At 36.4% G+C, this 26161-nt stretch carries 15 protein-coding genes; 5 read left to right on the forward strand and 10 right to left on the reverse strand.

Features of this window, described 5'->3' with window-relative positions; genetic code table 11:
• Positions 1–11: 11 nt before the first annotated feature.
• Entirely contained in the window at positions 12–977 is a 966-nt protein-coding gene (locus BLT95_RS04550) for an App1 family protein (RefSeq protein WP_089664950.1), read from the reverse strand.
• A 71-nt stretch (positions 978–1048) separates the two neighbouring features.
• On the opposite strand from BLT95_RS04550, the gene BLT95_RS04555 reads away from it, so the two are divergent.
• Positions 1049–1921, forward strand: coding sequence for a YegS/Rv2252/BmrU family lipid kinase (locus BLT95_RS04555; RefSeq protein WP_089664951.1), 873 nt, complete (start codon positions 1049–1051; stop codon positions 1919–1921).
• Between the two features lie 20 nt (positions 1922–1941).
• On the opposite strand, the gene BLT95_RS04560 is transcribed toward BLT95_RS04555, so the two are convergent.
• The 9 genes from BLT95_RS04560 to BLT95_RS04600 all read right to left on the reverse strand — a co-directional run bounded on the left by BLT95_RS04560 (position 1942) and on the right by BLT95_RS04600 (position 21551).
• Complete coding sequence (locus BLT95_RS04560; protein WP_089664952.1) at positions 1942–2862, reverse strand: hypothetical protein; 921 nt, start codon at positions 2860–2862, stop codon at positions 1942–1944.
• Between the two features lie 3 nt (positions 2863–2865).
• A complete protein-coding gene (locus BLT95_RS04565; RefSeq protein WP_089664953.1) occupies positions 2866–4212 on the reverse strand; it encodes a vanadium-dependent haloperoxidase in 1347 nt (448 codons plus the stop codon).
• 1 nt (position 4213) lies between these two features.
• Positions 4214–7495: a VCBS repeat-containing protein gene (locus BLT95_RS04570; protein WP_347584296.1), complete on the reverse strand. Its 3282-nt coding sequence runs from the start codon at positions 7493–7495 to the stop codon at positions 4214–4216.
• On the reverse strand, positions 7476–10844 hold the full coding sequence (locus BLT95_RS04575; RefSeq protein WP_089664955.1) for a VCBS repeat-containing protein: 3369 nt from the start codon (positions 10842–10844) through the stop codon (positions 7476–7478). Before BLT95_RS04575 ends, BLT95_RS04570 begins: the two co-directional genes overlap by 20 nt.
• Positions 10845–10848: 4 nt before the next feature.
• Positions 10849–14106 (reverse strand): VCBS repeat-containing protein, encoded by a 3258-nt coding sequence (locus BLT95_RS04580; RefSeq protein WP_231896412.1) that lies wholly within the window; start codon positions 14104–14106, stop codon positions 10849–10851.
• Positions 14107–14242: 136 nt separating this feature from the next.
• On the reverse strand, positions 14243–15778 hold the full coding sequence (locus BLT95_RS04585) for a RagB/SusD family nutrient uptake outer membrane protein (RefSeq protein ID WP_089664957.1): 1536 nt from the start codon (positions 15776–15778) through the stop codon (positions 14243–14245).
• A gap of 11 nt (positions 15779–15789) precedes the next feature.
• Positions 15790–18882: a SusC/RagA family TonB-linked outer membrane protein gene (locus BLT95_RS04590; RefSeq protein WP_089664958.1), complete on the reverse strand. Its 3093-nt coding sequence runs from the start codon at positions 18880–18882 to the stop codon at positions 15790–15792.
• Between the two features lie 308 nt (positions 18883–19190).
• Positions 19191–19835 (reverse strand): gluconate 2-dehydrogenase subunit 3 family protein, encoded by a 645-nt coding sequence (locus tag BLT95_RS04595; protein ID WP_089664959.1) that lies wholly within the window; start codon positions 19833–19835, stop codon positions 19191–19193.
• Between the two features lie 12 nt (positions 19836–19847).
• Positions 19848–21551, reverse strand: coding sequence for a GMC family oxidoreductase (locus tag BLT95_RS04600; RefSeq protein ID WP_089664960.1), 1704 nt, complete (start codon positions 21549–21551; stop codon positions 19848–19850).
• Between the two features lie 144 nt (positions 21552–21695).
• On the opposite strand from BLT95_RS04600, the gene BLT95_RS04605 reads away from it, so the two are divergent.
• From BLT95_RS04605 to BLT95_RS04620, 4 genes are read left to right on the forward strand one after another with little or no spacing between them, the layout of a single operon-like run.
• Positions 21696–22694, forward strand: coding sequence for a sugar phosphate isomerase/epimerase family protein (locus BLT95_RS04605; protein ID WP_089664961.1), 999 nt, complete (start codon positions 21696–21698; stop codon positions 22692–22694).
• Between the two features lie 16 nt (positions 22695–22710).
• Positions 22711–23946, forward strand: a complete 1236-nt coding sequence (locus tag BLT95_RS04610) for a nucleoside permease (protein WP_089664962.1) — start codon at positions 22711–22713, stop codon at positions 23944–23946.
• Positions 23947–23956: 10 nt separating this feature from the next.
• The gene (locus BLT95_RS04615) at positions 23957–25093 is read left to right on the forward strand and encodes a Gfo/Idh/MocA family oxidoreductase (RefSeq protein WP_089664963.1); all 1137 of its coding nucleotides are present in this window, start codon (positions 23957–23959) and stop codon (positions 25091–25093) included.
• Positions 25094–25104: 11 nt separating this feature from the next.
• Positions 25105–26157 (forward strand): sugar phosphate isomerase/epimerase, encoded by a 1053-nt coding sequence (locus BLT95_RS04620; protein WP_089664964.1) that lies wholly within the window; start codon positions 25105–25107, stop codon positions 26155–26157.
• Positions 26158–26161: the final 4 nt, after the last annotated feature.

The raw sequence follows: 26161 nt of genomic DNA on the forward strand, positions 1-26161 counted from the left end.
GGGGGCTTTTATTATATTAGATCTTCTCTTTCAGAATGGTGAATAGCCTTTTCACTATCCCTAAAATAACAGGTGCTCACATTCATCGTTTCCAAATTTGCCATCACCTTCTGTACCTTTTTATTTTGTTTGCTAGTAGTTTGCCTTATATAAACAGCTCTTATATTCTTAGGGAAAGTCTTGGTTATACGTTCATACAAATATGGGTCATGCTGTGAATCGTCACCTAATAGAACATACTGCAAATGTGGGTAGAAAGAAATAATATCTTTGATCTTGGTAAATTTATGGTCATGATTTCCCCTCCCCGATTTTATAAAATCACGTAAACCGGTCTTTATTTTCTTGAGTTTAATAACTGCTTTTGGAAGCTCATGTAATTCGGCAAATTCAGCGATAAAATCATATAAATTCCATTCACTGCTTGACACATAAAAGAAGGAATTTGAAGCATGTTCTGTATCCTGCCCCGCCCGGCTTAATCGTTTATAATGCTTTACTACATCCTCAAAGATCTTTCTCTTGTTGAGGTTTTTGGAAAGCATTACATAGAGTTTCTTAAAAAAACTATTACTGTGAGAGATTAGAAAAGTATCATCAATATCTGAAATGATCCCCAACTTCCCCGGGAATGGTTTTAACAGCTCTCCCAATTCTACCATTCCAAATTCATACATCTTGCAACTCACTTCAAACTGATGCCAGCCTGGTTCCAGGTCTGCCTTAAACGGAACGGTAAACCTGAAGTAGCCATCTTCCTGGGTTTTCGTAGTCACTTCAAGATCCCTAAATTTTAATCGAACTTCAAAATTCTTTAAAGGCTTAATTCTAAATTTATGCAAAATGGCATAGGCATGCTTAATTCCCCTTTTTTCAATACTATATTTATCGGGTGCCCAGGATTCGAATAAATGGCCAAAAACAATAAGCTCTTCGTCATTAACATATCCCCGGTATAACTTAAGGTCTAACTTCAAAATATTGGCGTTTTTTTAAAATTCCTTCATTCCAAATTACTTAATTTTAACCGTATCGTAAAGGTTAGCATATGAATTTTAAGGAAGTTTTATTGGTAGTTAATCCTATTTCAGGCCAGACAGATAAGAAAAAGATTATTGATGATGTTAAGCAAAAAATAGAAAAGGAAAATTTAAATCTTCACCTGTTCTCTACTACCGGAGAAGATGATCAGAAAAAAATTAAATCTGAGATAGAGAAAAACCATATTGATCGAGTTATCGTTGCCGGTGGTGATGGCACAATAAACCTAGTTGCTGAAGTGATGAAGGGCAGCGGGATCACCATGGGAATTATCGCGGCCGGCTCTGCAAATGGAATGGCCGAAAATCTTAATCTCCCTGAAATATTTGAAGAGCAATTAGAGATAGCTCTGGGTCCTAATTATTTAAATATAGATATTCTTTGTCTTAATGATATTATTTGCTTGCATATTAGTGACCTGGGTATAAATGCTGAACTTATTAAGAATTATGAAGGTTCCAACATACGTGGAAAATTCGGATATCTAATTCAATCCATTCCAACCTTAATGCAAAGTGAATATCCATTCCTTTTCAATATTCAAACTGAACAAACAACAAAAGAAGCTGAGGCGGTTTTACTCGGTTTTGCCAATGCCAATAAATACGGAACTGGTGCAAATGTAAATCCGCAAGGAAAACCAAATGATGGTATTTTTGAGATCCTCATTTTTAAAAAATTAAATCTTATTGAAATTCTGAAAACCTTAAAGAATGAAACTGAGCTGGATCCTGATTTTGTTGAAATTATCCCGGCACGAGAAGCCATAATTACCTGTAAAAAGCCGGTATCCTTTCAAATTGATGGTGAATATATAGGAGAAGAAACTAAGATCGAAATTAAAATGCTTCCAGAGAAACTAAGAATTGCTATTCCATAGAAATATTTTTCACACTTTATCTATTTAGTAATGGGAAGATAAATCTCTGCTTTCCAATTTTCAGAATCAATTTCCCGTTTTGGGTTGTTATGAAAAACTTCTAAAGGCAATGCATTAGTATTCAACTCCTGTTCTTCTACTTGATGTAAAAGATCATACCATGCAACATGAGAAAGTCTGTAGTTCCCATTAAAAATTGCTTTGATAGCTGAAAATGATTTCATTTCCCTAAAATCTACTTCAGGCGTAGGTTTAATGTCCTGGGCAAGATTCACAGGAAAACAGAAATCAAAGTCTATTGAATTTTTTTCTCTGTCCCATCTAGTGATCTTAACAAATGGCGGGCCGGTAAGTTGTATATCTCTTTCCAGAACATAATTTTCCAGATAACCAATCGTGCTCAGCATTTCTCGAGCCTTGGATTTTACCGGAATATTCGTGGAAGAATGACAAATACAATTCATCTCTGGTGAAGTGGTTATACCAGATTTCACAGATACCTTATAAGTTTGTTGTACCTCATTCAATCTATTTTTGAAGCCTAGTATCCGTTGTTTTAGAGTATCTATATACATACTGGACTGGAACGGATTAATTATAGCTAACCTGTTTTTTAATTCATTTATAGAAGAACCCACATTTAAACTAATATTGGTAACCGAATCATTCTTTTTCTCAAACTCCCAATACATTTCAAAATCGCCAGAATCTCCAACATTTATCCTTTGAGTGATATTTTTAAATGGAGTTCTATTAATTACAGCTATATTTTTTTTACTAGATCCAGGACTAAAATTTTCCCAATCAGATATTTTATAATAAGCTACACCTGGTCCGTATTTAGATTCAAATTGAAATTCGTAATCATATTTTTTAATAAATAAATACCAGACTAAACCTGATACGAGAAGTATCAGAAAAAACAACAGAATCTTTTTCATAGGTTAATTAGAGGCAATTTCAGCAGATGAACTAGTCATTTTCAAATTATCAATCACGTAAGCTCCCAGTTGATGACCTTGTTCTAAACCAACTTCAATTGCAGCACGATAATGTATACCCCCGTAAAGCCTACTATTAGCGGCTTCTTCTGAGGCTGCCTTAAAAGAAGGAAAGCTTCTTATTGGCAGTCCATAATCAACTTCAGTATCGTCATCAAAACTAAAGTTTTCGCCAAAAATATCAGTCAGCGCAATCGCCGCAGCTCCAGAAATTACAGAATGCCCGCTGGTATATTCAGGAAATGGGGGAGTTTGTAGAACAGAACTCCAGCTTTCATCTATATATTTATTGATAAGGGTTTCTGGTCTTACAAGATTACTTCTATATTTTTCATCCCAACAGCTAATAAAAGCATCGGCAATAGCCATGGAAGTTTTAGCATAAGCATATACAGATTTGTCAAAATCAGCTTCAGATTTTTGACAGGCAATTTTTGTAATTCCAATCCAGTGGCCACCGGGAGTTATTTTCTTTGTCGCGAACATCAAATGACCTCTAAGAATAGATACATATGGATTACAATCCCAGAATTTGGCAATCGCCATCTTCTCACTATTTTCTTCATCCTGAGCGATCTCTTCCCTTATATTATAAACCTCCATTAATTCATTATGAAACCTGCTACCCTTTTCCATTGAAAACTCCGGTGGTGGCGCAGGTTTAAACTGGTTAGAAGAATCTATAACAAATGGTCTTATTTTCATCCAGTGAGGTTCTATCCCATCCATATAAGAAGGTGGTGTTGGCTGCCATCTGCTTTCATCATCTGTTCTCACCGTGAATTTTGGCATGGTGCGGGTTTCTGCATAATTATCCTGACTCATCCAATTCTTTATATGCTGGGCCACCTTCATCCCATAAGCTTCTGAAGCTAGAAACACCTCTTCATCTTTTTCCTTCCATGAATTAAAAAGACTGTCCCTTTTCTTAGTCATCTTTTCTTCTGTAAAGACCAGACTTTTTCCAATTTCGTAAAAAGCCGTAAGTGCTGCCATTTGCGGATTTATATTTTTCGAATCTGGTTTGGGAACAGCACTAAATTCTGTCAACTGTCCAGCCAAAGAATTGTAATTCTGATTGAACTGGGACATTACCTCATAGGCTGCAATATTTGAATAGGCATATACCCTGCTTGCTACTGGAGGTGAAAAAATATCGTGCACCATCGTTTTGCTCAAATTTTCATTTGCTGCATGAAAATCATCACCTGTAATGATTATTTCCTGAGATCTGTCTTTGCAGGAAATTAATATCATCATAAAAATAGTGATCAAAAAAATCTTCCTCATCTCAAAAATTTATTTTATAAAGTTCAGCTTTCCCATCATTAACAGTCACCAGTAAATAAGGTTCACCGGATATATTAATAACTGAAAAATCCTTTACTGATTTTTGTGTTAAATTTAAGCCAATTTCATTTGAATTCAGAATTTTATGGGGGTTAATTATTATAGCACCTCCCATTCCATCAAAAGTTCCATGATAAGGAGTAACTCCAAAATAATTCCCTCCAATTAGCACTTCTTCAACACCATCCTTGTTAAAATCATATTTAAACATGGCCCTGATAGGAGCAGTTTGAAGTTGATTCTTAAACCTTCGGAATTTATACTTACCCATATTATTTTCAAGATATCCAGAAGATAAAGTGTGTACCTTTAAAATTTCAGCATCGTTAAGCTCTTCTGGTTTAAAAATTTCAGTTACGGTCTTTCCGGCAAAATCTTTATACGTTGCAAATCTTTTTCTAATTAACTGACTTAACTGCGCTGAAAGCTCATCCATTCCATAGAGAAAGTAATATTTTCCTTCTTTTTCTGTCGCCAGCAAAGTTTCAGTAAGTCCATTATCATCAAAATCCTTATAATACATTAGGAGTGGATAATCTTCTGAAGCTTTAAATTTGGAATTTAGGCCCCAATTACCCAAAAGAAGATCCATATCTCCATCATGATCTATATCTGCAGCAAGAACTTTTTGCCATAATCCGTTGAGTTTCTCATTTATTTTTTGATTGGAAACATCTCTGAATTTTCCGTTCTCATTTTCTAAAAATTTTGGTGCCATCCACTCCCCTACTGCAATAAGATCGAGATCATTGTCATTATCAAAATCTATCCAAATGGCATCATTCACCATTCCCAGATTCTCAAATATTTCTGATTGTTCTGAAACTGAAAAATTCCCATGATTGTTTTTCAATAGAAATGACTTTGGAGTTGCTCCATAGTTGTAATTTACAGAATTGGCTCCTATAAAAATATCTTCATCTCCATCCTGATCAAAATCTGCAGAACGTATTACAGAAGAGTTACTGAACATCTTAGGGAAAATAGAATCCTTTTTAAATTTTTTGTCGTTAGTTCCAAGGTATAATCTGTCTACAAGATTATCATCCCGCCCTATAGATTCTCCGCCGCCGGAAGCAAAAAGAAGATCTGCCAAACCATCATTATTAATATCTTTCACCAAAATATCTGAATCTTCCATCAAAGAATCCTTTTCTACTTCATTTAGACCTTTAAACTCAAAACCATTTTTATTCTGAATATAGGATTGGACGGGATAGAATCTTGATCCTCCAAAAATCACATCATCTAAACCGTCATTATTAAGATCGGCTACTTTTACTGCCGGTCCCAGATCAGACATTTTATGCGGAATCAGTTTTTGAACATCGAAATCATTAAAGAGATTCTCCTGATGGGTAAAGCTCAGACCAAAATCATTTTCAGATCTAGAAAACCAGCCATCTTTTTTAGGATAGAATAATTCTTTAATATCAATTTTCTTATCTGAAGCTTTTGGTGTAAGAATATGAGCCGTGTTAGGTTTTATAGACTTTAAGGTTTGAAGGCTCTGATCTGGCCAGATGATGCTAAGAGAATCAATCTCAGCATTTTTAGGCAACCCAAAATGAATAATAGGCTCAGAAGACGACTGCCAGGATTTCGTAGTATACAACTGTCTAAATTGCTTTCCTGCACTGGTATATAGAATTGCTTTAGTGCCCAGTCCAAAATTGTTTCCTCGTTTATATTTAAAGCTAAGTTTCAGAAAATTTCCTGAAGTATGATTATTGATATAAAGACTTGCCGGACTATTCACATTATTGGTCACAATATCCAAATCTCCATCATTATCCAGATCACCAAATGCAAGACCTGTGGAAATAATTGAATCATTTTCAATCCAGACATCAGACATATCATTGAACATTCCGCCATTTTCACCTTTAAAAACATAATTGGGTACTGCTCCAGATGGCATATTATCCAACGCCTCATTATCTACCAGCGTGCTTTGGTCCAGCTTTTTTCGAATCTGTTCATTAGAAGTGAATTTTATATAATCAAGATCATTAGGCCGTTTAGGAATTCCATTGCTTATAAACAGATCCTGTAAACCATCCTGATCCAAATCAGCGAAAACTGCACCCCAACTCCAGTCTGTTGCAGCTACACCACTCATAAGAGCTGTTTCAGAGAAAAAATTAGCTCCTTTATTGATCTGAAGCATGTTCCGGGTATATTGTGGATGATAGCCAAATTTTTCAGTTTTAAGGTTATGAAGGTTTTCATTATCGTCACCGGCAGAAGATTTTAAGACATTTTCATTTTCTGGCAACATATCCAAGGTTAGAAGATCAATAAAACCATCGTTATTAATATCTGCAGCATCATTTCCCATTGAGAATCGCGAAACATGACCAAAACTGGACTTTAGGGCTTCGTTAAAAGTCCCGTCTCCATTATTTAAATAATAATAATCATCTTCATGAAAATCATTTCCCACATAAATATCTGTGAATCCATCATTATTAAAATCGGCGGTGCTTATACCCAGGCCATAACTGTTAGCTCCGCCATAAATTCCGGCCTCTTCACTAATATCCTTAAACTTCCCATTATCGTTCAGAAATAATTTATCACCACTTTCATATACCCTCTTATTTCTAATTTCTGAAGGACCAAAAGATTCGCTGGTATGAATTGCATGATTTAACAGGTACATGTCCAGGTCTCCGTCATTATCCATATCAAAAAAAGCTGCCTGTGAAGAGTAATTTTCTAAATCCAGTCCAAATTCTTCAGCTTTTTCTGTAAATGTGAGATCTCCATTATTAATATAGAGTTCGTTATATCCCACAAAACCGTTCACTCCAACTACCGCCGAGACATAAATATCTAAAAGTCCGTCGCCGTTTACATCTGCCATGGTAGTCCCGGTATTCCAGGTACTGTTTCCTTCTACCCCTGCTTTGCCAGTAATATCTTCGAATTTCAGCTCTCCCTTGTTTAAATAGAGTTTATTCTTTACCTGGTTTCCTGTAAAGTAAATATCTGGCAGACCATCATTATTAATATCGCCTATGCTTACCCCTCCACCGTTATAGTAGTACAAGTAATCTAAAATATTCTGATCTCTGTTACTGGTAAGTTTATTGTTAAATTCTATTCCGGAAAGCTTTGCTGTGGGGTTTGAAAAGAATTTATCTTCCTCCTTTGTGCATCCACAAAGAAAAATAACCAGCATTTGAAATAGAACTAATTTATTGATTGCTAACTTCAAATATTCTGGGTTTTTCATCATTTACTGCAGCTATAATATAGGTTTTTCCGTTTTTATCTTTGAATCGTTTTAGAAATTTTACTTCATTTCTAATATTGAATCCACTCACATCGTAATCTTGCCATTCAAAGTTAAGTTTACCATCTCCTAAAAGTACATTTCCAAAACTTGCATCCAGTCTTGAAAATTGTGGTTTAAATTCAAAATTGTTACCCCCCATCACAAGATCAAGATTTCCGTCATTGTTCACATCCATACAAGAAATTCCGCATACACAGGAAAATTGAACACGGCCTGGCAATTCTTTGATAGTGAATTTTCCATTCCCTTCATTCACTGCTATAATAGTTTCTGAGATCACAACCTGCTTTACAAGGGCATTATCGAGTTTTTCTTTAGACAGTAATTCAGTAATAGCTTTCTTTGCATATTCTGAGGCTTTTAGGTTTTCTTTCTTCAATGATACCAATTGCGAGATCATCTCCTTTTTCATATGAATTGGATAATCTTTACCATCTTTTTGTTGGGTAACCACCTGCTCTATCGTCCCATTATTATCAAAATCATTTACCCACATTTTCATGGGGTTTTCAAAAGAAGTTTTATAAGGAATGTTGGATCCTTTATTCCCCAGAATTAGATCCTGATCACCATCATTATCTAAATCTGCAGATTCCAGCGTATTCCACCATCCGGTATATTCATTAAGATTTGTTTTAAAGTTTGAAAGCCTCCTCCCTGTATTCTTAAAAATCTTAGGTGCGCCCCAATCTGAGACCGTTATAAGGTCCATAATATCATCCCCGTCAATATCCTGCCATATGGCATCTGTGATCATCCCTGCATACTTCACGTCATAAGCGATACGTTCTGTTGAATTCACAAACTCTCCATTGCCTTTATTTTCAAGAAAAAGATGCTGAGGATCGAGTCCGTAATTTACAGCAACACTTCTGGAGCCAATAAAAACATCCATATCTCCATCTGAATCAAAATCATTTGGAGCAATCACAGCAATATTCTGATTTATGGAAGGGACTGTTTTGCTTGATGGCGTAAACTGCCCTTTACCATCATTTAAATAAAGTCTTGGTTTATGATTTTCATCTTCTCCAATCTCATTCCCGCCAGATCCTACCATTAGATCCTGATCTCCATCGCCATCAGCATCAAAAAATGCTGCGGAAGTGTCTTCAAATACTAAATCGTTTTTTAGCGCGGGTTGATTGGTTATGGAAAGATTTCCATTCCCTTTATTTAAATAAATAAGCCCGGATTGATCTTTGGCTCCCCCTATAAAAACATCTTCATTTCCATCTCCATTTACATCTGCCACTGCCAGAGCTGGCCCTTCCTGAGATAATTTTTTATAGATCATCCCTTCATAATCAAAATCGGTATAATTATTTTCCTGATGAGTTTCAAGTTTTGTATTAGGAACCTCCACCAACAATTCTTTCTGTTGAATAGGTTTTTTAGGATTAAAAGTCTCAGCAGCATTTTCCTGACTCAAAACTAATGTTTGGTTTACTTTTATATCTGATAGAATTTCTGTTTTATTGTTAGGCCAGATGATACGTAAAGAATCAATCGTGGTTACCTCGCCCAAACCAATATTCATGGTATAGTCCATGGATGATTGGAAACCTCTGGAGGGATTTTGTTCCTGCATTACTATAGATTCTCCATAATAGAGCTTTATTTTACTGCCTATTCCAAAGCTATTTTCTTTGTTACCTTTCAGCTGAACCCTTAAGTAATTTCTGTTATCAAGTTTATCTGAATTATTACGATAAATGAAAGATTCCATATTCACATTATTCACTACCAAATCCAGGTCTCCATCATTATCCAGATCTCCGTAAGCACAACCATTAGACAAACTTGGAGTTCCAAGGCCCCATTCCCGAGCAGCGTTTTTAAATTTTAAGTTTCCGGTGTTCCTAAAGGCGTAATTAGCCAATTTGGTGATGGGCATTTTATCAATGATTGAATCTATTGCTTCTTTCTTTCCGGTAAGCGCCATGTTCTGAATAATTTCATTAGCAAAGAAATCTACAAAGTCAAGATCGGTAAGATCATGGTTAATTCCATTGGTTACGTAAATATCCCGATTTCCATCATTATCCATATCAAAGATCAAACCTGCCCAACTCCAGTCGGTACTTTCTACCCCACTAAAATGTGCAATTTCAGAAAAAGAATTGTTCCCATTATTCAGCTGAAGTGTATTGTGGATATACTGCTGAAAAAAGTCCTTGCTCTGTTTTAGTTTGAAAACATTATAGCCTTCAAATTCCATCACAGATTTGGTTCTTTCTTCAGAATCTGGTAACATATCGGTTACAAAAATATCTGCATGACCATCATTATTGATATCGGCCATGTCAATACCCATAGCGGAAAGGCACAAATGTGAAGTCCACTTCTCTATTTCTTCAGTAAAAGTTCCATCCTGATTATTAATGTATAGATAATCCCTTTCATAAAAATCATTTGAAACATAAATATCTGGATAAAGATCATCATTGAAATCGCTCACCATTACGCCAAGCCCAAAACCTATAAGACTCCCGTAAATGTTAGCTTCTTCACTTACATCAACAAATTTTCCGTTATCATTGCGAAGCAACATATCTCCAACTCCACGAAAAATTTTCGGAACACCTTCCCAATCCTGCGCACGAACTTCACGCTGTTCAGCATAACCCAGACTGCTTACAGGAATATTACTGTTATTTAAAATATAAGCGTCTAAATCGCCGTCCTTATCATAATCAAAAAAGGAAGCGTGCGTGCTAAAACCAGTTTCAGCAAGATTATATTCAGCGGCCTTTTCTGTAAAAGTAAGGTCACCATTATTGATATAAAGATCGTTATCGTGATTATTACCTTCCATATTCCCGGCATTGCTCACATAAATATCCAAAAGACCGTCATTATTAATATCTACCATATTTACCCCAGTAGACCAGGGTTTATTACCTTCAATTCCCGCAGACTTAGAAATATCTTCAAATTTGAAGTTTCCTTTATTCAGGTATAATTTGTTAGGTTTCATGTTCGCGGTCAAATAAATATCTGGCAAGCCATCATTATTAATATCGCCAATGGCAACCCCTCCACCATTATAAAAGTTTCGATATTTAAAAATATTGAAGTCGGGACTATTCTTTACTTCGTTTATAAAACTGATTCCTGTTTCTTTAGATTCGAGTAAAGAATACAGCGTGTTCTTATCAATTTCTTGCTGATTTTCCTCTTTATCCTTATCATCAGATTTACAGGAGCACAGCATTAAAAATAGAAGTACACTGAAAATTTTAAAATATGATCTGGCATTAATCATGCAGCTAATTCTTTTTTAATATCAATGGATTACCATTGTTAGTAGTTATTATAAAATATGTGGTGTTATCAATACATAAAGATTCTATATCCCTTGCAGCCCCTGAAATATTTGGTGATTCATTAGAAACTTCAAAACCACCGGTGCCATTGTTTATTAATATACTCCCATGAGATGCATCTAATCTACCTAATTGTGTACTTATTTCATAGTTATTTCCACCTAAAAGAAGATCATCAAAACCATCATTATCAAAGTCGAATTTTTCGATAGCAAAAATAGGTGAAACCTGAGTTTTGAGAGGTAACCTATGTTTCCTGAACTTACCATTTCCTCTATTTTCAAAATAACAGCTGGCAAGTTCAGTAAGTTTTTTATTTATAGATCCATTTAGTTTTTCTTTGGAGAATATCTCCTCAAACGTTGCATTGGCAAAATCGCTATAGGTGCGAAATTTCTTTTTTAAGAATGGCATTTGTTGATCCAGTTCATCTTTTGAAGATAATACTGTTTCCTCGTCTTCGTAGAAAAAGGTAATTATCGGCTCAGGGGTACCATTATCATCAAAATCATTAATATACAGGTTTATAGGGCGCTCCTGTGAGGCAGTTAATCTGCTGTTCAAACCCCAATTACCAGCAATAATATCCAGGTCTCCGTCATTGTCAAAATCAGCGATTTCTAAACTATTCCACCAGCCTGAAAAATCATCAATATTAGATACCTGTTTTTTAAAACCTTTTCCTTGTTGATTTAAAAAGATTGTTGGTGCGATCCAATGTCCCACAATGATAAGATCTTCATAGCCATCTCTATTCATATCCATCCACTTCACATCCTGGATCATCCCCATATTCTCCGGTAATATTTGCGTTGAAACCTTGCGAAAGTTTCCGTTACCATCATTCTCAAGAAGATAATGATCTGGATCCTCCCCTAGCTTTCCGGGAACAATATTAGCTGAAATAAAAATGTCTTCAAATCCATCGTTATTATAGTCTACTTTAGTAATGCTGGAAGCGTTGAGACTAATATCCTTAAATTTTGAATTATCTATTTTATATCCTTCCTCTGTATTAAAATACAGCTTTGGCTGAAGAGCTTTGCCAGCCTCAAATTCATTCCCACCACTAACCACGATAATATCCAGATCTCCATCATTTTCTATATCAATAAGCAATTGAGCAGTATTCTCTGAAATGGCATCAGCTTCAAAAACCTTTTCATTCACTTGTTCAAATGAATTTTCTAAATTTTGAATCCATATTTGAAGAGGCTGCCCCTTACCGCCTCCAATTACAACATCTTCTAAATTATCATCATTGAGATCTCCCACCGAAATCTTCGGACTTAGATTAGAATAAGCGAACGGTGATAGAATCTGCTTATTAAAATCTAAAGTATTTTGTTCTTTATGTTTTTCAAATCCAAATTGTAAGGATGCATCCTGTAGATAAGGATCAGTTATTTTAGCAGTATTATCTACATTATTAGAGTTAGAATACTCAAATTTTATAGTTGAATTCGCGTTTAAGTTTCGTTTGATGTTCACAGTACCATCATACCATTCTACCTGAGCAGAGTCTATTACTATATTTTTTCCTAATCCAAATTGCAAACCCTCCGCGAGCGAGGATAAATACCCCCGAGATAAATAATGCTCCTGAACCTGTGTAATAGTTCCAGTATATACCGTCACTTTTGCTCCAATGCCAAAATAATTTGATTCCGGACCTCTTAACTTGACTTTCAAATAGTTACCAGGATTTTTTAGATTCTCTGATAGGTTTTCTAAAATATAGACTTTCTCATCTGTATTATTTACTACTAGATCTAGATCGCCATCGTTATCAAGATCTGCATATACACTTCCGTGGCTAAAACTTTTATTGTTGGGTATCCACTTTGAAGACATATCTTCAAAAGTTAGATCTCCATTATTTTTAAAAATAAAATTTTTGATTTTCTTCTCGGGAAGCTCCCTGGTAAGAATTTCAAGATCCACATCTTTTCCCTGACTCAACTGTCTTTGGATCTTATCGTTACTAATATATTTAATATAATCCATATCATTTGTCACTCCCTTAATACCATTAGTGACAAAAAGATCTTTCTGGCTATCATTATCAAAATCGGCAAACAAAGCACTCCAGGACCACTCTGTTGCAGCGATGCCACTAAGAAATGCCATTTCAGAAAAATTAAGTCCTCCCAGATTTAAATGAAAAGTGTTCTGCATATACTGTGGTGAAAAACCATTTCTTAAATAATTGGAATACGTCTGGAAGGGATACTCTAGACCTGAAGTCTTGTAGGTTTTGAGATCTCGAGGCAACATATCCAGAGAAACAATATCCAAGAACCCATCGTTATTAACATCAGCAATATCATTCCCCATAGAATAATGTGAAGTATGACCTAAACCGTTGGTTTCTGTAGAAATAATATCCTTAAAACTTCCGTCTTTTTGATTGATATATAAATAATCATTCTCAAAAAAATCATTTCCTACATATATATCGGGATAGCCATCGCTATTCAGGTCTCCTACGCCTACACCAAGTCCGTAACCGGTAACGCCCTGAAAAATTCCAACTTTTTCTGAAATGTCTTTAAATTTTCCATTTATATTTTCATAAAATCTATCGCCTGCCCTGGTATCAAAGCCTTCACGTTTATTTCCCTGACCGTAATTTTTATTTGGATGAGTTGAGTGATTTAACAAATACATATCCAAATCACCATCCAGATCATAATCTAAAAAAACTGATTGGGTTGAAAATCCGCTAAAATCCAGGCCATAATCTTTAGCTTTTTCAGAAAAAACGGGAACACCATTTTTGTCATTGCCCTGGTTTACAAACAATAAATTATGTCCTTCAAAATTTAATAGACCAGAAACTTTACAAACATAGAGGTCCATTAAACCATCATTATTGATGTCTACATTACTTACTCCTGTAGTCCAGCCCGAAGAGTTTTCTATATGTGCCAGGCTGCTCACTTCCTCAAATTTAAAATCCCCCCTATTTAAATACAACTCATCTTTAGCTTCATTTGAAGTGAAATATAAATCTACATATCCGTCCTGATTGTAATCTTCTGCTGAAACTCCGGCCCCGTTATAATAATACAGGTAATTTAAAATATTAACATTAGAATTTTCATTTAAGACATTGCTAAAGTGAATGCCTGAATGTTCCGCCGGGATGAATTGAAAAAGTTTTTTTTCTTTTTCACATGATGAAGAAAAGAAAAGCATACATAAAATAAGGTAAATAGTAAGATTATTTCGCAACATATTGCTTAAAAGATGACATCTTCAATTGTCCTAATGTAATGTTAAAAATAAAAAAAGAGGGCTAAAACAGCCCTCTTTTTTAGAAATATTCTTTCAATTAATATCCCTCATTCTGAACAAGATTTGGATTTGAGATTAACGCTGATTCTGGAATAGGATATACTATTCTGTAAGCATCAGTATTACTTTTAAACTCCCATGTATCTGAAAAAGCTCCAAAACGAACCAGGTCATTCCTTCTCCAGAATTCACCATATAATTCGCGTCCTCTTTCTGCTAACATTTCTGCATCAGAAACACTGGAAAGACTGGAAGCTTTACGCAAGTCTCTAAGTGTATTAACCATTTCGGTCACATCTTCACCCATACGCATCATCGCTTCAGCCTTCATTAAATAAGCATCTGAAAAACGGAAAATAATTTCATGATTAGCAAATGAACCATTTGATGGGTGATACTTAATAACACGTATACCGGTTCTTTCATTATTACCCACAAGACCAGGTAATTGTTTAGTAAAATCTAAGGGTGTACCTTGTCTGGTTTGAAGTGCAGTTCCATCAGCATCATATTGCTGACCAACTAAAAATCCATATCCAATACCAAAATTCTCCTCAGTGGCCGTGGAAGCATCGGGAACAAATCCTCGACGTTCTTCCTGCCCATCTCCAACAAAATTCGTGTTAGCATCTCCTTCAAACAGATCGTAGAATTCTGCTAGCGTAGTGAACCCATTCCATCCTCCACCGGTATTATCTGGTGCATTTTGGTTATAATGTAAAGTGTTCCAAATTCTATTACCCACACTTGAAGTAGTAAAGAAGATAGTTTCATTATCTAACTCTGGAGCGAAAATATCGAAATATCCTTCTTCCAATGCAAATCCTTTAGCTTCAAGAGCATTTACATTATCTATTACACGCTGCATATCTGCAGCATCAACAGATTCAGATCCATAATAAATATTTTTATTCAGGTACAGTTTTGCTAATAGAAAATTAGCCGCAGCTTTAGAGGCAAAATTTAGATCAGAGTCCATTGAAGAAGGATCTGCAAGATCTGGTAAAGCCGTGGTTAGATCATTTACAATAAAATCGAATGCCTCCTGCCTACTTAGAACCTGAGGATCAATATCAATACCTTCATCAATTTCCCTGAATGGAACCTGGCCATAAAGATCCATTACCCAAAACATACTAAATGCCCTAAGAAATCTCGCTTCAGCTTCCTGTGCTGGAGACGGATTACTTCGGGAATCTATAATTTCTGAAGCGTTAAATACATTTTGATTTTGCTCGTTCCAGGTATCACGTACGAATGGATGGATAGCGGTCCAGGTATGCTCATGAACCAATCGCCATAATCCATTATCACCCCAGTCTGTACCGCGGGTAGGCACTAATAATTCATCTGTACTAACTTCTTGAAGGGCGTATAAGTTACCCTGGTTCTCAATTTGGCCCCGAATGCTGTTATATACACCATCCAAAGCACCTTGCACATCACCAACTCCGGTAAACTCTCCGGTTTGGTTAGCAATAATTGAATCTGTTTCTTCTATTTCCAGATCTGTACAAGCAGACAGGCCAAGAAAGCTGCAAAAAATCAATAATTTGATACTCTTATTTTTCATTGCTGTTTTTTTTAAAATTTTGCGTTTACTCCGAAGGTAAATGTTCTGGCTCTAGGATATGATGTATTATCTATCCCTGCAGTTGGAAGTCCATTTAGTGGTGTTTGAGTACTAACCTCTGGATCTAAACCACTGTAATCTGTGATTAGGAAAAGGTTCTGACCATTTACATACAAACGAAGATCGTCTAACAATGCATCATCTCCCAGTTCAAAAGTATAACCCAGGCTGGCATTTTGCAATCTTACAAAATCTCCCTTTTCAAGAAATCTTGTAGATACATCTGGCGCATTCAAACGAGATTCCCCGTTCGTTAAAACATCCTGTGTTACGTTTCTACCTGTATTAAGGTTACCTGCAGTAAATAATGCATTGGCAGTGTTGTTATACACATAGAAACCAAATTGTCCTGCAAAGAATAACGACGCATCCCAGTTCTTATAAGTAGCACGTGTGTTTATTCCTAAATTTGTTGTGGGCAAAGCACTTTTATCTACAAACTCCTGCTGATCTCCATTTGGATAAATAGAAATACCGTTTTCATCAAATCCACCAAACTCTCTCAAATAATAAGAAAATAATGGGCGATTCTCTACAAGTAATTGAGAAAAAGCACCTGTTAAACCCTGTCCAGATATTTGAGCACTTTGAATTTGTCCATCAAAATTTTGAAGTTCATTTTCATTATAAGAAATATTGAAGCCAAAATTCCAGAAAAAATCATCAGTATCAAAAACATCATAATCTAAAGCAAATTCAATTCCTTTATTTATAAGGTTTCCGTCAATATTTTGAAAACTAAATGGCGCTGGGCTAGGTTGTGCATTTTGCACCAACAGCAATAGATCTTTGGTATCTTTATAATAAAGGTCTAAACTACCTGATAATCTATCCTGGGCAAAACCAAAATCAACACCTAAGTTTGTCTGGGTTGTTGATTCCCATTTTAGATCTGGATTACTAAACCCGGCATTGCTGAATCCACCTCCATTAACATTGCCTCCGTTATCTATACCATAACCATTGGCATTTCTTCTAATGGTAAAGTTACCATATCCAAGACCATCCTGGTTACCTGTCACACCATAACCTAATCTTAGCTTAAGAGTTGATATTGGATCAGAAATAAAATCTTCCTGATCTATTTTCCATGCAAAAGCACCGGAAGGGAAATACCCATATTTTTCTGAAGGACCAAATTTTGATGAACCGTCAGCCCTCATCGTTACAGTAAAAAGATATTTATCTGCTATGGTATAATTAATTCTTGTAAAAAAGGATTGTAATTCATCATAGTTTTCAAAAATACCTCCTGTAACTGAATTTAAATTTAAACTAGGCGCATTAAATGCAACATTACTTTGCTCTTCTGGAAATAATCTGGTTAACTGACCTCCGTTAGGACCCACTCCAAATGTTTGATAAGTCCCATCGATACTATTTCGGATGTTATTAAAATCACCTCTAAACAGGCCTATCATTTCCTGAGTATTGGATGTTTGAAATCCAAAACCAGAACCGTAAACCCCTTCTCGATCGAATTTTTGATAAGAATATCCTGCAAGTGCAGAAAGATTTGAATCACCAAATTCTTTATCATAATTAACCACAAATTCCAAAAGTGTATTGGTAAGTGTTCTATCATCTAACAGCGAACGACCATTGCCCGGAACACCGTTGGTTAACCCCAAAATATCTGAAGAATAAGCTACAGTTTTTTCAGAGTCTGATCTATCATATCCTAAAGTTACTTTGGCGTTTAAATTTTGTAGGATATCATAATCTGCAGAGAAATTCAATAGAACTCTATCTGTTTCAGTAATATCATCAGTGTATTGTAATAATTGGAGAGGATTCAAATTTCCTCCTCCCGGATCAAAAGTAACATCTGCCGGGAATGTAGGATTCGTATAATAAGTGGCTGCTAATAGATCTCCCGCGGCACCTGGAGCATTTGCAATTGGCACAGCCTTATCATCAACCTTTGAATAGGTAGCCTGTAAAGCCAGATTTAATCTATCATCCAGGAATCTTTGATTTATGTTAAGTCTTCCTGTGAGTCTTTCAAGCTCAGATCTTTCAACAATACCATTAATATCATTATATCCCAGTGATACTCTAACATTACCACTTTGATAACTATTCATATAAGAAAGGGTATGATTTTGAGAGAAAGCTGTTCTAAAAACTTCATCCTGAAAATCTGTATCGGCTCCAAAATCTACATCATCAGGATTACCTCCTAAATCTGCAATTCCCTGTAAAAATTGATCTCTATTCAAAAGATCATAAGTATTTGCAGGACTGGCAACACTTAAAGAACCATCATATGTGAATGCGCCTCCCTGAGCTCCCCTACCAGATTTCGTTTGAATAATTACAACTCCATTGGCTCCACGTGAACCATAAATAGCAGTTGCTGAAGCATCTTTTAAGACACTTATACTTTCAATATCGCTTGGATTTAAAAAATTTAAGGGATTTCTTGCTGAACTCGAACCAACCCCAAGATCTCCACTCCCTACTGAAGTATCATCCCCAGAAAGTGGAACACCATCTACCACAAATAGCGGATTGTTATTTGAACGAACTGAGGTTGTACCTCTAATTCTCAGGGCAACTCCTGCTCCAGGTTCACCACTGGCCTGAGTTATTTGCACACCTGCAGTTTTACCTTGTATTAATTCTTCTGGCGACGCAATGTTACCTTTGTTAAATTCTTCTGCAGTCACCGAGGATACAGCTCCGGTAGCATCCCGTATGGTAGTGGTACCGTAACCTATCAATACAACTTCGTCAAGTTCAGATGCATCGGTTTCCAAATTAACATCAATTGTAGATCTACCACTAACTTTCATTTCCTGAGAAACATAGCCCACAAAACTAAAAACCAGTGTTGCATCTATTGGCACGTCATTTAAGGTATAATTTCCATCAAAATCTGTGGTGGTTCCTGTACTGGTCCCTTTAATGGCTACTGTGGCGCCGGGTAACGGACCATCAGCATCCGTAACGGTCCCGGAGACTGTTTGCTGTGCATTAGTCATTCCGCAAAAAAGGAAAACTGCAACAAGCAAAAAGCCCCTGAAGATAATTTTTTTCATAAAAAGATAGTTTTAGTTGGAAATGTTTCTAAAAATCATATTGAAACCTGGTAAATTTATGTAAAAATATGTTAACAAAGCAATTAAACAGGTGCTTTTCCACGAAAACGTTTTCGTGGAAAACAATTGAATATTCTGAATATCAGAGAAAAATTCTTATAATTTTTCATTTAAATAGTTCTACATCAATAATAAACTAAATTTATTTAATTGATTAATTGAATCATTGAATAACAGCAAATTGAACAGTCTTTTTGACGTTGTTAATAGCTTCAAAAATTTTATAAAAATTTTTAGATGTTAGAATTTTATAACGACATCGCTTTTCCACCTCCGAGTTCTGAGACAGGACCACATGGAATATATTCTCCCGGGATTGGATCATACCATAGTACATTCTCTCCCACTTCTTCGCTATTCTTCCAGGCCCATATCCCCATATCTCTAACAGTTGTTAAGTAAGCATAGGAACCGGCATCGGGATCTAACTGAATTTCAGGTTCCTGTTTCTGGGCATCCTGGGTCTCCGTATTTCTTTTAGCATATTCTTCTTTTTCTGCAGGAGTAGCCTTCAGGTATTTTTTGATCAGGTTCTCAAAATCCTCTGGTTTTCCTTCTTCCTGATCTTTATCATATTCAGCTTTAAAAGCTCTGGAGAATGCACCGGCAGATCGTTCAAATCGCATACGCCTATTTTCATCAGCTACCTGATCCATATAAGAGTCTATAAACTGGGCGATATTAAGATCTGATGCTCCAGGTGTATCGGTAGAGGGTAAAATAATATCGAGTATTTTCTTGAGTGCGAATCCATGAGAAGCAGATAAAAATGTTGGTTGCCAATCATATTCGGGCTCATTCTTACAACTTTGTAATAATCCGAGCGTTGAAGGTCCTACTATAAAAATTCCTGCTCCTAATCCTATATTTTTTAAGGCTTGTCTCCTTTTCATGATCCTCTATATTTAAGCGTTAGATTTTTTAAAATTCCTTGAAGCGTGATCAGCGGCTCTTGCGGTCATGGCCATGTAGGTTAACGACGGATTCTGGCATCCTGCAGAGGTCATAAACGCTCCATCGGTAACATATACATTTGGAACACCATGAACTTGATTATTTGCATTAAGTACAGAAGTTTTTGGATCACGTCCCATTCTTGCCATACCCATTTCATGGATTCCCAATCCGGGCGCCCCAATATCATCATAACCACTCACGTCTTTAAAACCTGCTTTTTCGAGCATTTCTACTGCCTGAGAAACCATATCCTCACGCATTTTCAATTCATTTTCTTTAAATTCAGCATCAAAAGTAACGGTAGGAAGATCCCATTCATCCAGTTTATCATAATCTAAAGTCATTTTGTTCTCATGATAAGGTAAAGTTTCCCCAAAGCCCATAAGACCCATATTCCATCCACCTGGTTCTGTAATTGCTTTTTTAAGATCCTCTCCATATGCTGCTTCGGCAATACTATCAGACCAGTTACCTCTACTAGCTCCTCCCTGGTATCCATAGCCTCTAATAAATCCGAGATCCTTATCATTTCCGTTCAAATTTCTGAATCTTGGCAGGTAAATACCATTAGGTTTTCTTCCTTTATAATATGAATCTTCAAAGCCGTCATATTTTCCGGAGGCGCCTGCTTTAAAATGATGATCCATCACATTATGGCCTAGCTCTCCAGAATCATTGCCCATTCCATTAGGAAATCTGTCAGATTTTGATTGCATCAGGATACTGGTGGAAGCCACGGCAGAAGCACATAGGAAAATCACATTTGCCTTAAATTCAATAATTTCCTTAGTATTCGTATCGATCACCTTAACTCCTGAAGCTTTTTTAGTTTCTGGATCGTAAATCACCTGACTAACTACAGAGTTTGGTCTTAAGGTCATATTTCCGGTTCTTTCAGCCGCTGGTAATGTAGAAGAATTACTGCTGAAATATCCTCCATAAGGACAACCTCTTATACAACGGTTTCTATATTGACATTTTGATCGGCCTTCAAACTTTTTATCTCCCGTGATATGCGCAACCCTTCCTGAGGTCATCACACGACCATCAAAATTTTCAGCGATACTCTCTCTAAAATAATCCTCTACACAATTGAGGTCCATTGGCGGTAAAAATTGACCATCGGGTAACTGACTCAATCCGAGCTTTTCACCACAAACACCAATATAAGATTCCACATGATCGTACCACTTGGCGATATCTCTATACCTAATAGGCCAGTCTACTCCTACCCCATCTTTTTTGTTTGCCTCAAAATCCAGATCGCTTAATCTGTAACTATGTCTTCCCCACATAATAGATCTACCACCAACATGATAACCACGCATCCAGTCAAATCTTTTGGTTTCATTATAAGGATGTTTAATATCATCAACAAACCAATGCTTACTGGGTTCAGAAACAGTATATCCAGTTCTAGCCTGCTTTTCCTGTCGCTTTAGCTCCTCTCTGGGAACCTGTCCTTTAAACTTATAATCCCAGGGATCATCATTCATGGTAGGATAATCCTTAACATGTTCTACCATTCTTCCTCTTTCTAAAACCAGCGTTTTAAAACCTTTTTCACAAAGTTCTTTGGCAGCCCAACCACCACTTATACCTGTTCCTACAACTATAGCATCATAATTGTCATTTTCATAATAGTTACTCACAATACATTGTTTTATTGGTGAAATTTTAGCTCGAAGTATTCCAAATATATAAATTTAAGAGGATAATTTTGCATCTTTAAAAAAAAGGCTACTTTTATTTTTCGTTTTTGAAAAATTCAAAGAATTTCATATAACTATTATCCAATGAACTTAAAATCCCTTAAGATATTATCAATCATATTTTTAGCTTTATTTTATACTTCAGTAACTTCATGTAAACAAGACAAGAAAAATAATTCTGAAGATATTCTGAACGAAAACTCCACAACTTCATCAGATTCTTTATTTTTCAAACTATCCCTGGCTCAATGGTCTTTACATAAACCTATTTATGATGGAGAATTAGATCCCATGGATTTCGCTGAAAAAGCCAGTGAAATGGGTTTTGGAGGTATTGAATATGTTACCGGTTTTTATGCGGAGGAAATCAAAAACGCACAAGATCCCGATGCTAAAATGAAGCAGATCCTGGACACTTTAAAAACCAGAAGCGAGAGGCACAATGTTGAAAATCTACTACTAATGGTAGATGGTGAAGGTGATCTTGCCGTGAATGATTCGGTTATTAGAAACCAGGCGGTCGAAAATCATAAAAAATGGGTGAATGCTGCCCAGTTTCTTGGTTGCCACTCGATACGTGTAAATCTCTTCGGGAGTGATGATCCTGAGGAATGGAAAAACAATTCAATAGACGCACTTACAAAACTTTCAACATATGCTGAAGAAAAAGGAGTGAATGTCCTGGTAGAAAATCATGGTTATTTATCTTCTGATATAGATCTTCTGGTAGAAGTAATGCAGGGAGTAAATATGGAAAACTGCGGAACCCTTCCAGATTTTGGTAATTTTTGTCTTAAACGTGAAGGCGGAGAAAGATGGAGTGCAAAATGTGTGGAGGAGTTTCCAAAATATGAAGGCATAAAAAAGATGATGCCTTATGCTAAGGCGGTTAGCGCGAAATCTTACACCTTTGATGAAAATGGCAATGAGAATGTTATCGATTATAAAAAAATGCTTCAAATTGTTAAAAATGCCGGCTATAACGGATATATAGGAGTAGAATTTGAAGGCGAAGATATCTCCTATAGTAAGGGCATAACAGCTACAAAAGATTTACTAATAAAAGCAGGCAGCGAACTCTAAAACCAACCTTTGAATTATGACTAAACTTATACGATTTCAACTTTCCTTAATGATGTTCCTGGAATTCTTCATTTGGGGAGGTTGGTTTGTAACTCTGGGAACTTTTCTTGGTTATAATCTTAATGCCACCGATGTTCAAATTTCAACTGCTTTTTCCACTCAATCCTGGGGAGCTATTATTGCTCCCTTTATTATCGGACTAATCGCCGATAGGTTCTTTAATGCTGAAAGAATTTTAGGCTTCCTACATTTAGTAGGTGCTGTCCTCCTGTATATGATGTATATTACTACAGATTTTACAGATTTCTATCCTCTGGTTTTGGGGTATATGATCGCCTACATGCCTACCCTTGCCTTGGTAAATTCTGTAAGTTTTAACCAGATGAATGATCCTGCAAAGGAATTTTCATTTATCAGGGTTTTTGGTACGATAGGCTGGATCATTGCAGGACTCGTAATAAGCTGGCTAAGCTGGGATGGTATTGAAGGGCGTGATAATGGCATGTTGCGATATACCTTTTTAATGGTGAGCATTGCCTCAGCATTTCTAGGGTTATTTAGTTTTACTCTTCCTAAAACCCCTCCTACCGCCGACAGATCTAAAAAAGTGAGCATTGTAGAAACTCTTGGCCTCGATGCGCTGGGATTATTAAAAGACAGGAATTTCCTGATGTTCTTTTTAGCTTCAGTACTTATATGTATTCCCCTGGCGTTCTATTATCAGAATACGAATCCGTTTCTTTCTGAAATTGGTGTAAACAATCCAACAGGGCTTATGACCATAGGTCAGGCTTCAGAAGTATTATTCATGCTTTTATTACCTTTTTTCTTTAAAAGATTTGGTTTCAAATTAACCATCATTGCAGGAATGTTGGCCTGGACTGCCAGATATTTGTTGTTTGCTTATGGCGACTCGGGGGAACTTATTTTTATGCTGCTTACCGGAATTGCCCTTCATGGTATCTGCTATGATTTTTTCTTTGTTTCAGGGCAGATCTATACCGATTTTAAAGCAGGTTCAAAATATAAAAGCTCAGCTCAGGGTTTGATCACACTGGCAACTTATGGCGTGGGAATGCTCATAGGTTTCTACGTAGCAGGGCTCATCACGAATGCCTATCTTACAGGAGAGAAAATGCACGATTGGGAAACCATCTGGATCTACCCGGCCGGATTTGCATTTTTAGTAATGCTCCTTTTTGCCCTGTTCTTTAAAAATGAGAAGATCGATAAAAAAGATATAGAAATATAAATTACAGTTTATGAGTAAAATAAGACTCGGAATTTTAGGCGGTGGAGAAGATTCTTTAATAGGAATTCTTCACCGGGTTGCGGCTAACATGTTCGACCAGTTTGAAATTGTAGGAGGCGTATTTGATGTTCAGCATGAGAAAAGTCTGGAATTTGGTAGAAAACTTCAACTTGATCCTTCCAGGATATATAAGGACATGGATGATATGGTGGAGAAAGAAGCTAAACTTCCTGAAGATCAAAAAATTCAGGCAGTTTCAGTACTCACGCCCAATTTTCTGCATTTTCCAATGGCGAAACAATTACTGGAAAATGGGTTTAACGTCATCTGTGAGAAACCTTTGACTACCACCTATGCAGAGGCCAAAATTCTCAGTGAAATACAGCAAAAGGCTAACACCATATTTGCCGTCACATACACCTACACGGGTTATCCTATGATAAGGCAAATGAAAACCATGATTGCCAATGGGGAAATTGGAAAAATTCAAAAGATAGATGTTCAGTATTATCAGGGCTGGATCAATCCGCTAATCCATGATAAAGAAAAAAGATCGGCAACCTGGCGATTAGATCCAGATAAATCTGGAATAAGTTGTTGTATTGGCGACATTGGAACTCACGCCTATAATATGGCTGAATATGTTTCAGGAATGAAAGTGGATAAAGTGCTTGCAGACCTTAATTATCTTTATGAAGACAATCCTATGGATATCGACGGAACCGTTCTTTTGAGATTTCAGGGGAATATCAAAGGTGTTTTAAGAGCCAGCCAGATCGCGACAGGAGAGGAAAATAATTTTACGGTAAAAATTTACGGAGATAACGGAGGATTAAAATGGGAACAGGAAAATCCCAATTATCTATATTTATTAAAAGAAGGAATGGCCTTGCAGGTTTTAAAACCGGGTCATGAATATAACAGCGCATTTTCCCTGGAAGGCACTAAGCTACCTCCGGGACATCCAGAAGGGATCTTTGATTCTATGGGGAATATTTATTATGGTGTGGCCATGGCAATTAAAGATAAGACCAGTCATGAAGGCGCCTACCCTAAGCTGGATGATGGTTTGCGCGGTATGAATTTTATTGAAAAGACCGTAGATTCTCATAAAAAGGGAAATGTTTGGATTAATTTAGAAGAATAAAAGAATTTATAATGAAGACTATTAAAGGACCGGCTGTATTTCTAGCTCAGTTCATGGACGATAAAGAACCTTTTAATTCCTTAGAAGGATTATGTAAATGGGCTTCAGAATTAGGCTATAAAGGAATACAAATCCCAACCTGGGAAACGAGATTGATTGATCTTAAGAAAGCTGCTGAAAGTAAAACCTACTGTGATGAACTCAAAGGAAAGGTGGAATCTTATGGATTGCAGATCACAGAGCTTAGTTCCCATCTTCAGGGACAATTAGTAGCGGTGCATCCTGCTTACGATATTATGTTCGATAATTTCGCGCCGGATGCCTATAAAAATGATCCAAAGAAAAGAACAAACTGGGCCATAGATCAGTTAAAATTTGCAGCCAGAGCCAGTAGAAACCTTGGATTGGATGTACATGGAACTTTTAGCGGTTCTTTTCTATGGCATACCGCGCATCCCTGGCCACAAAGACCTGAAGGTCTTGTAGAATTGGGTTTTAGCGAATTAGCTAAACGATGGATGCCTATTCTGAACGAATTTGACGAGCAGGGAGTTGATGTATGTTACGAGATACATCCCGGCGAAGATCTTCACGACGGAGTTACTTTTGAACGTTTTCTGGAAGCGACCAACAATCATAAGAGGGTAAATATTCTTTACGATCCTAGCCATTTTGTGCTTCAGCAACTGGATTATATAGAATATATAGACCATTATCACGATTATATAAAAATGTTCCATGTAAAGGATGCTGAATTTAACCCTACCGGAAAGAAAGGAATGTTTGGTGGATTTGGAGACTGGAAAGACAGAGCAGGGAGATATCGCCATCCCGGGGACGGCCAGGTAGATTTTAAAACCGTATTTTCTAAACTAACTGAATATGGATGCGACGTCTGGGCCGTGTTAGAATGGGAATGTTGTATTAAATCCCCAGATCAGGGGGCAAAAGAAGGTGCTCCATTTATTTCAAATAATATCATTGAAGCAACCCAAAAAAGGTTTGACGATTTTTCGGGATCTGAAATAGATGGAAATAGATTAAAACGAATATTAGGAATTTAAAATA

The sequence above is a fragment of the Gramella sp. MAR_2010_147 genome, from assembly GCF_900105135.1.
Taxonomy (GTDB): Bacteria; Bacteroidota; Bacteroidia; order Flavobacteriales; family Flavobacteriaceae; genus Christiangramia.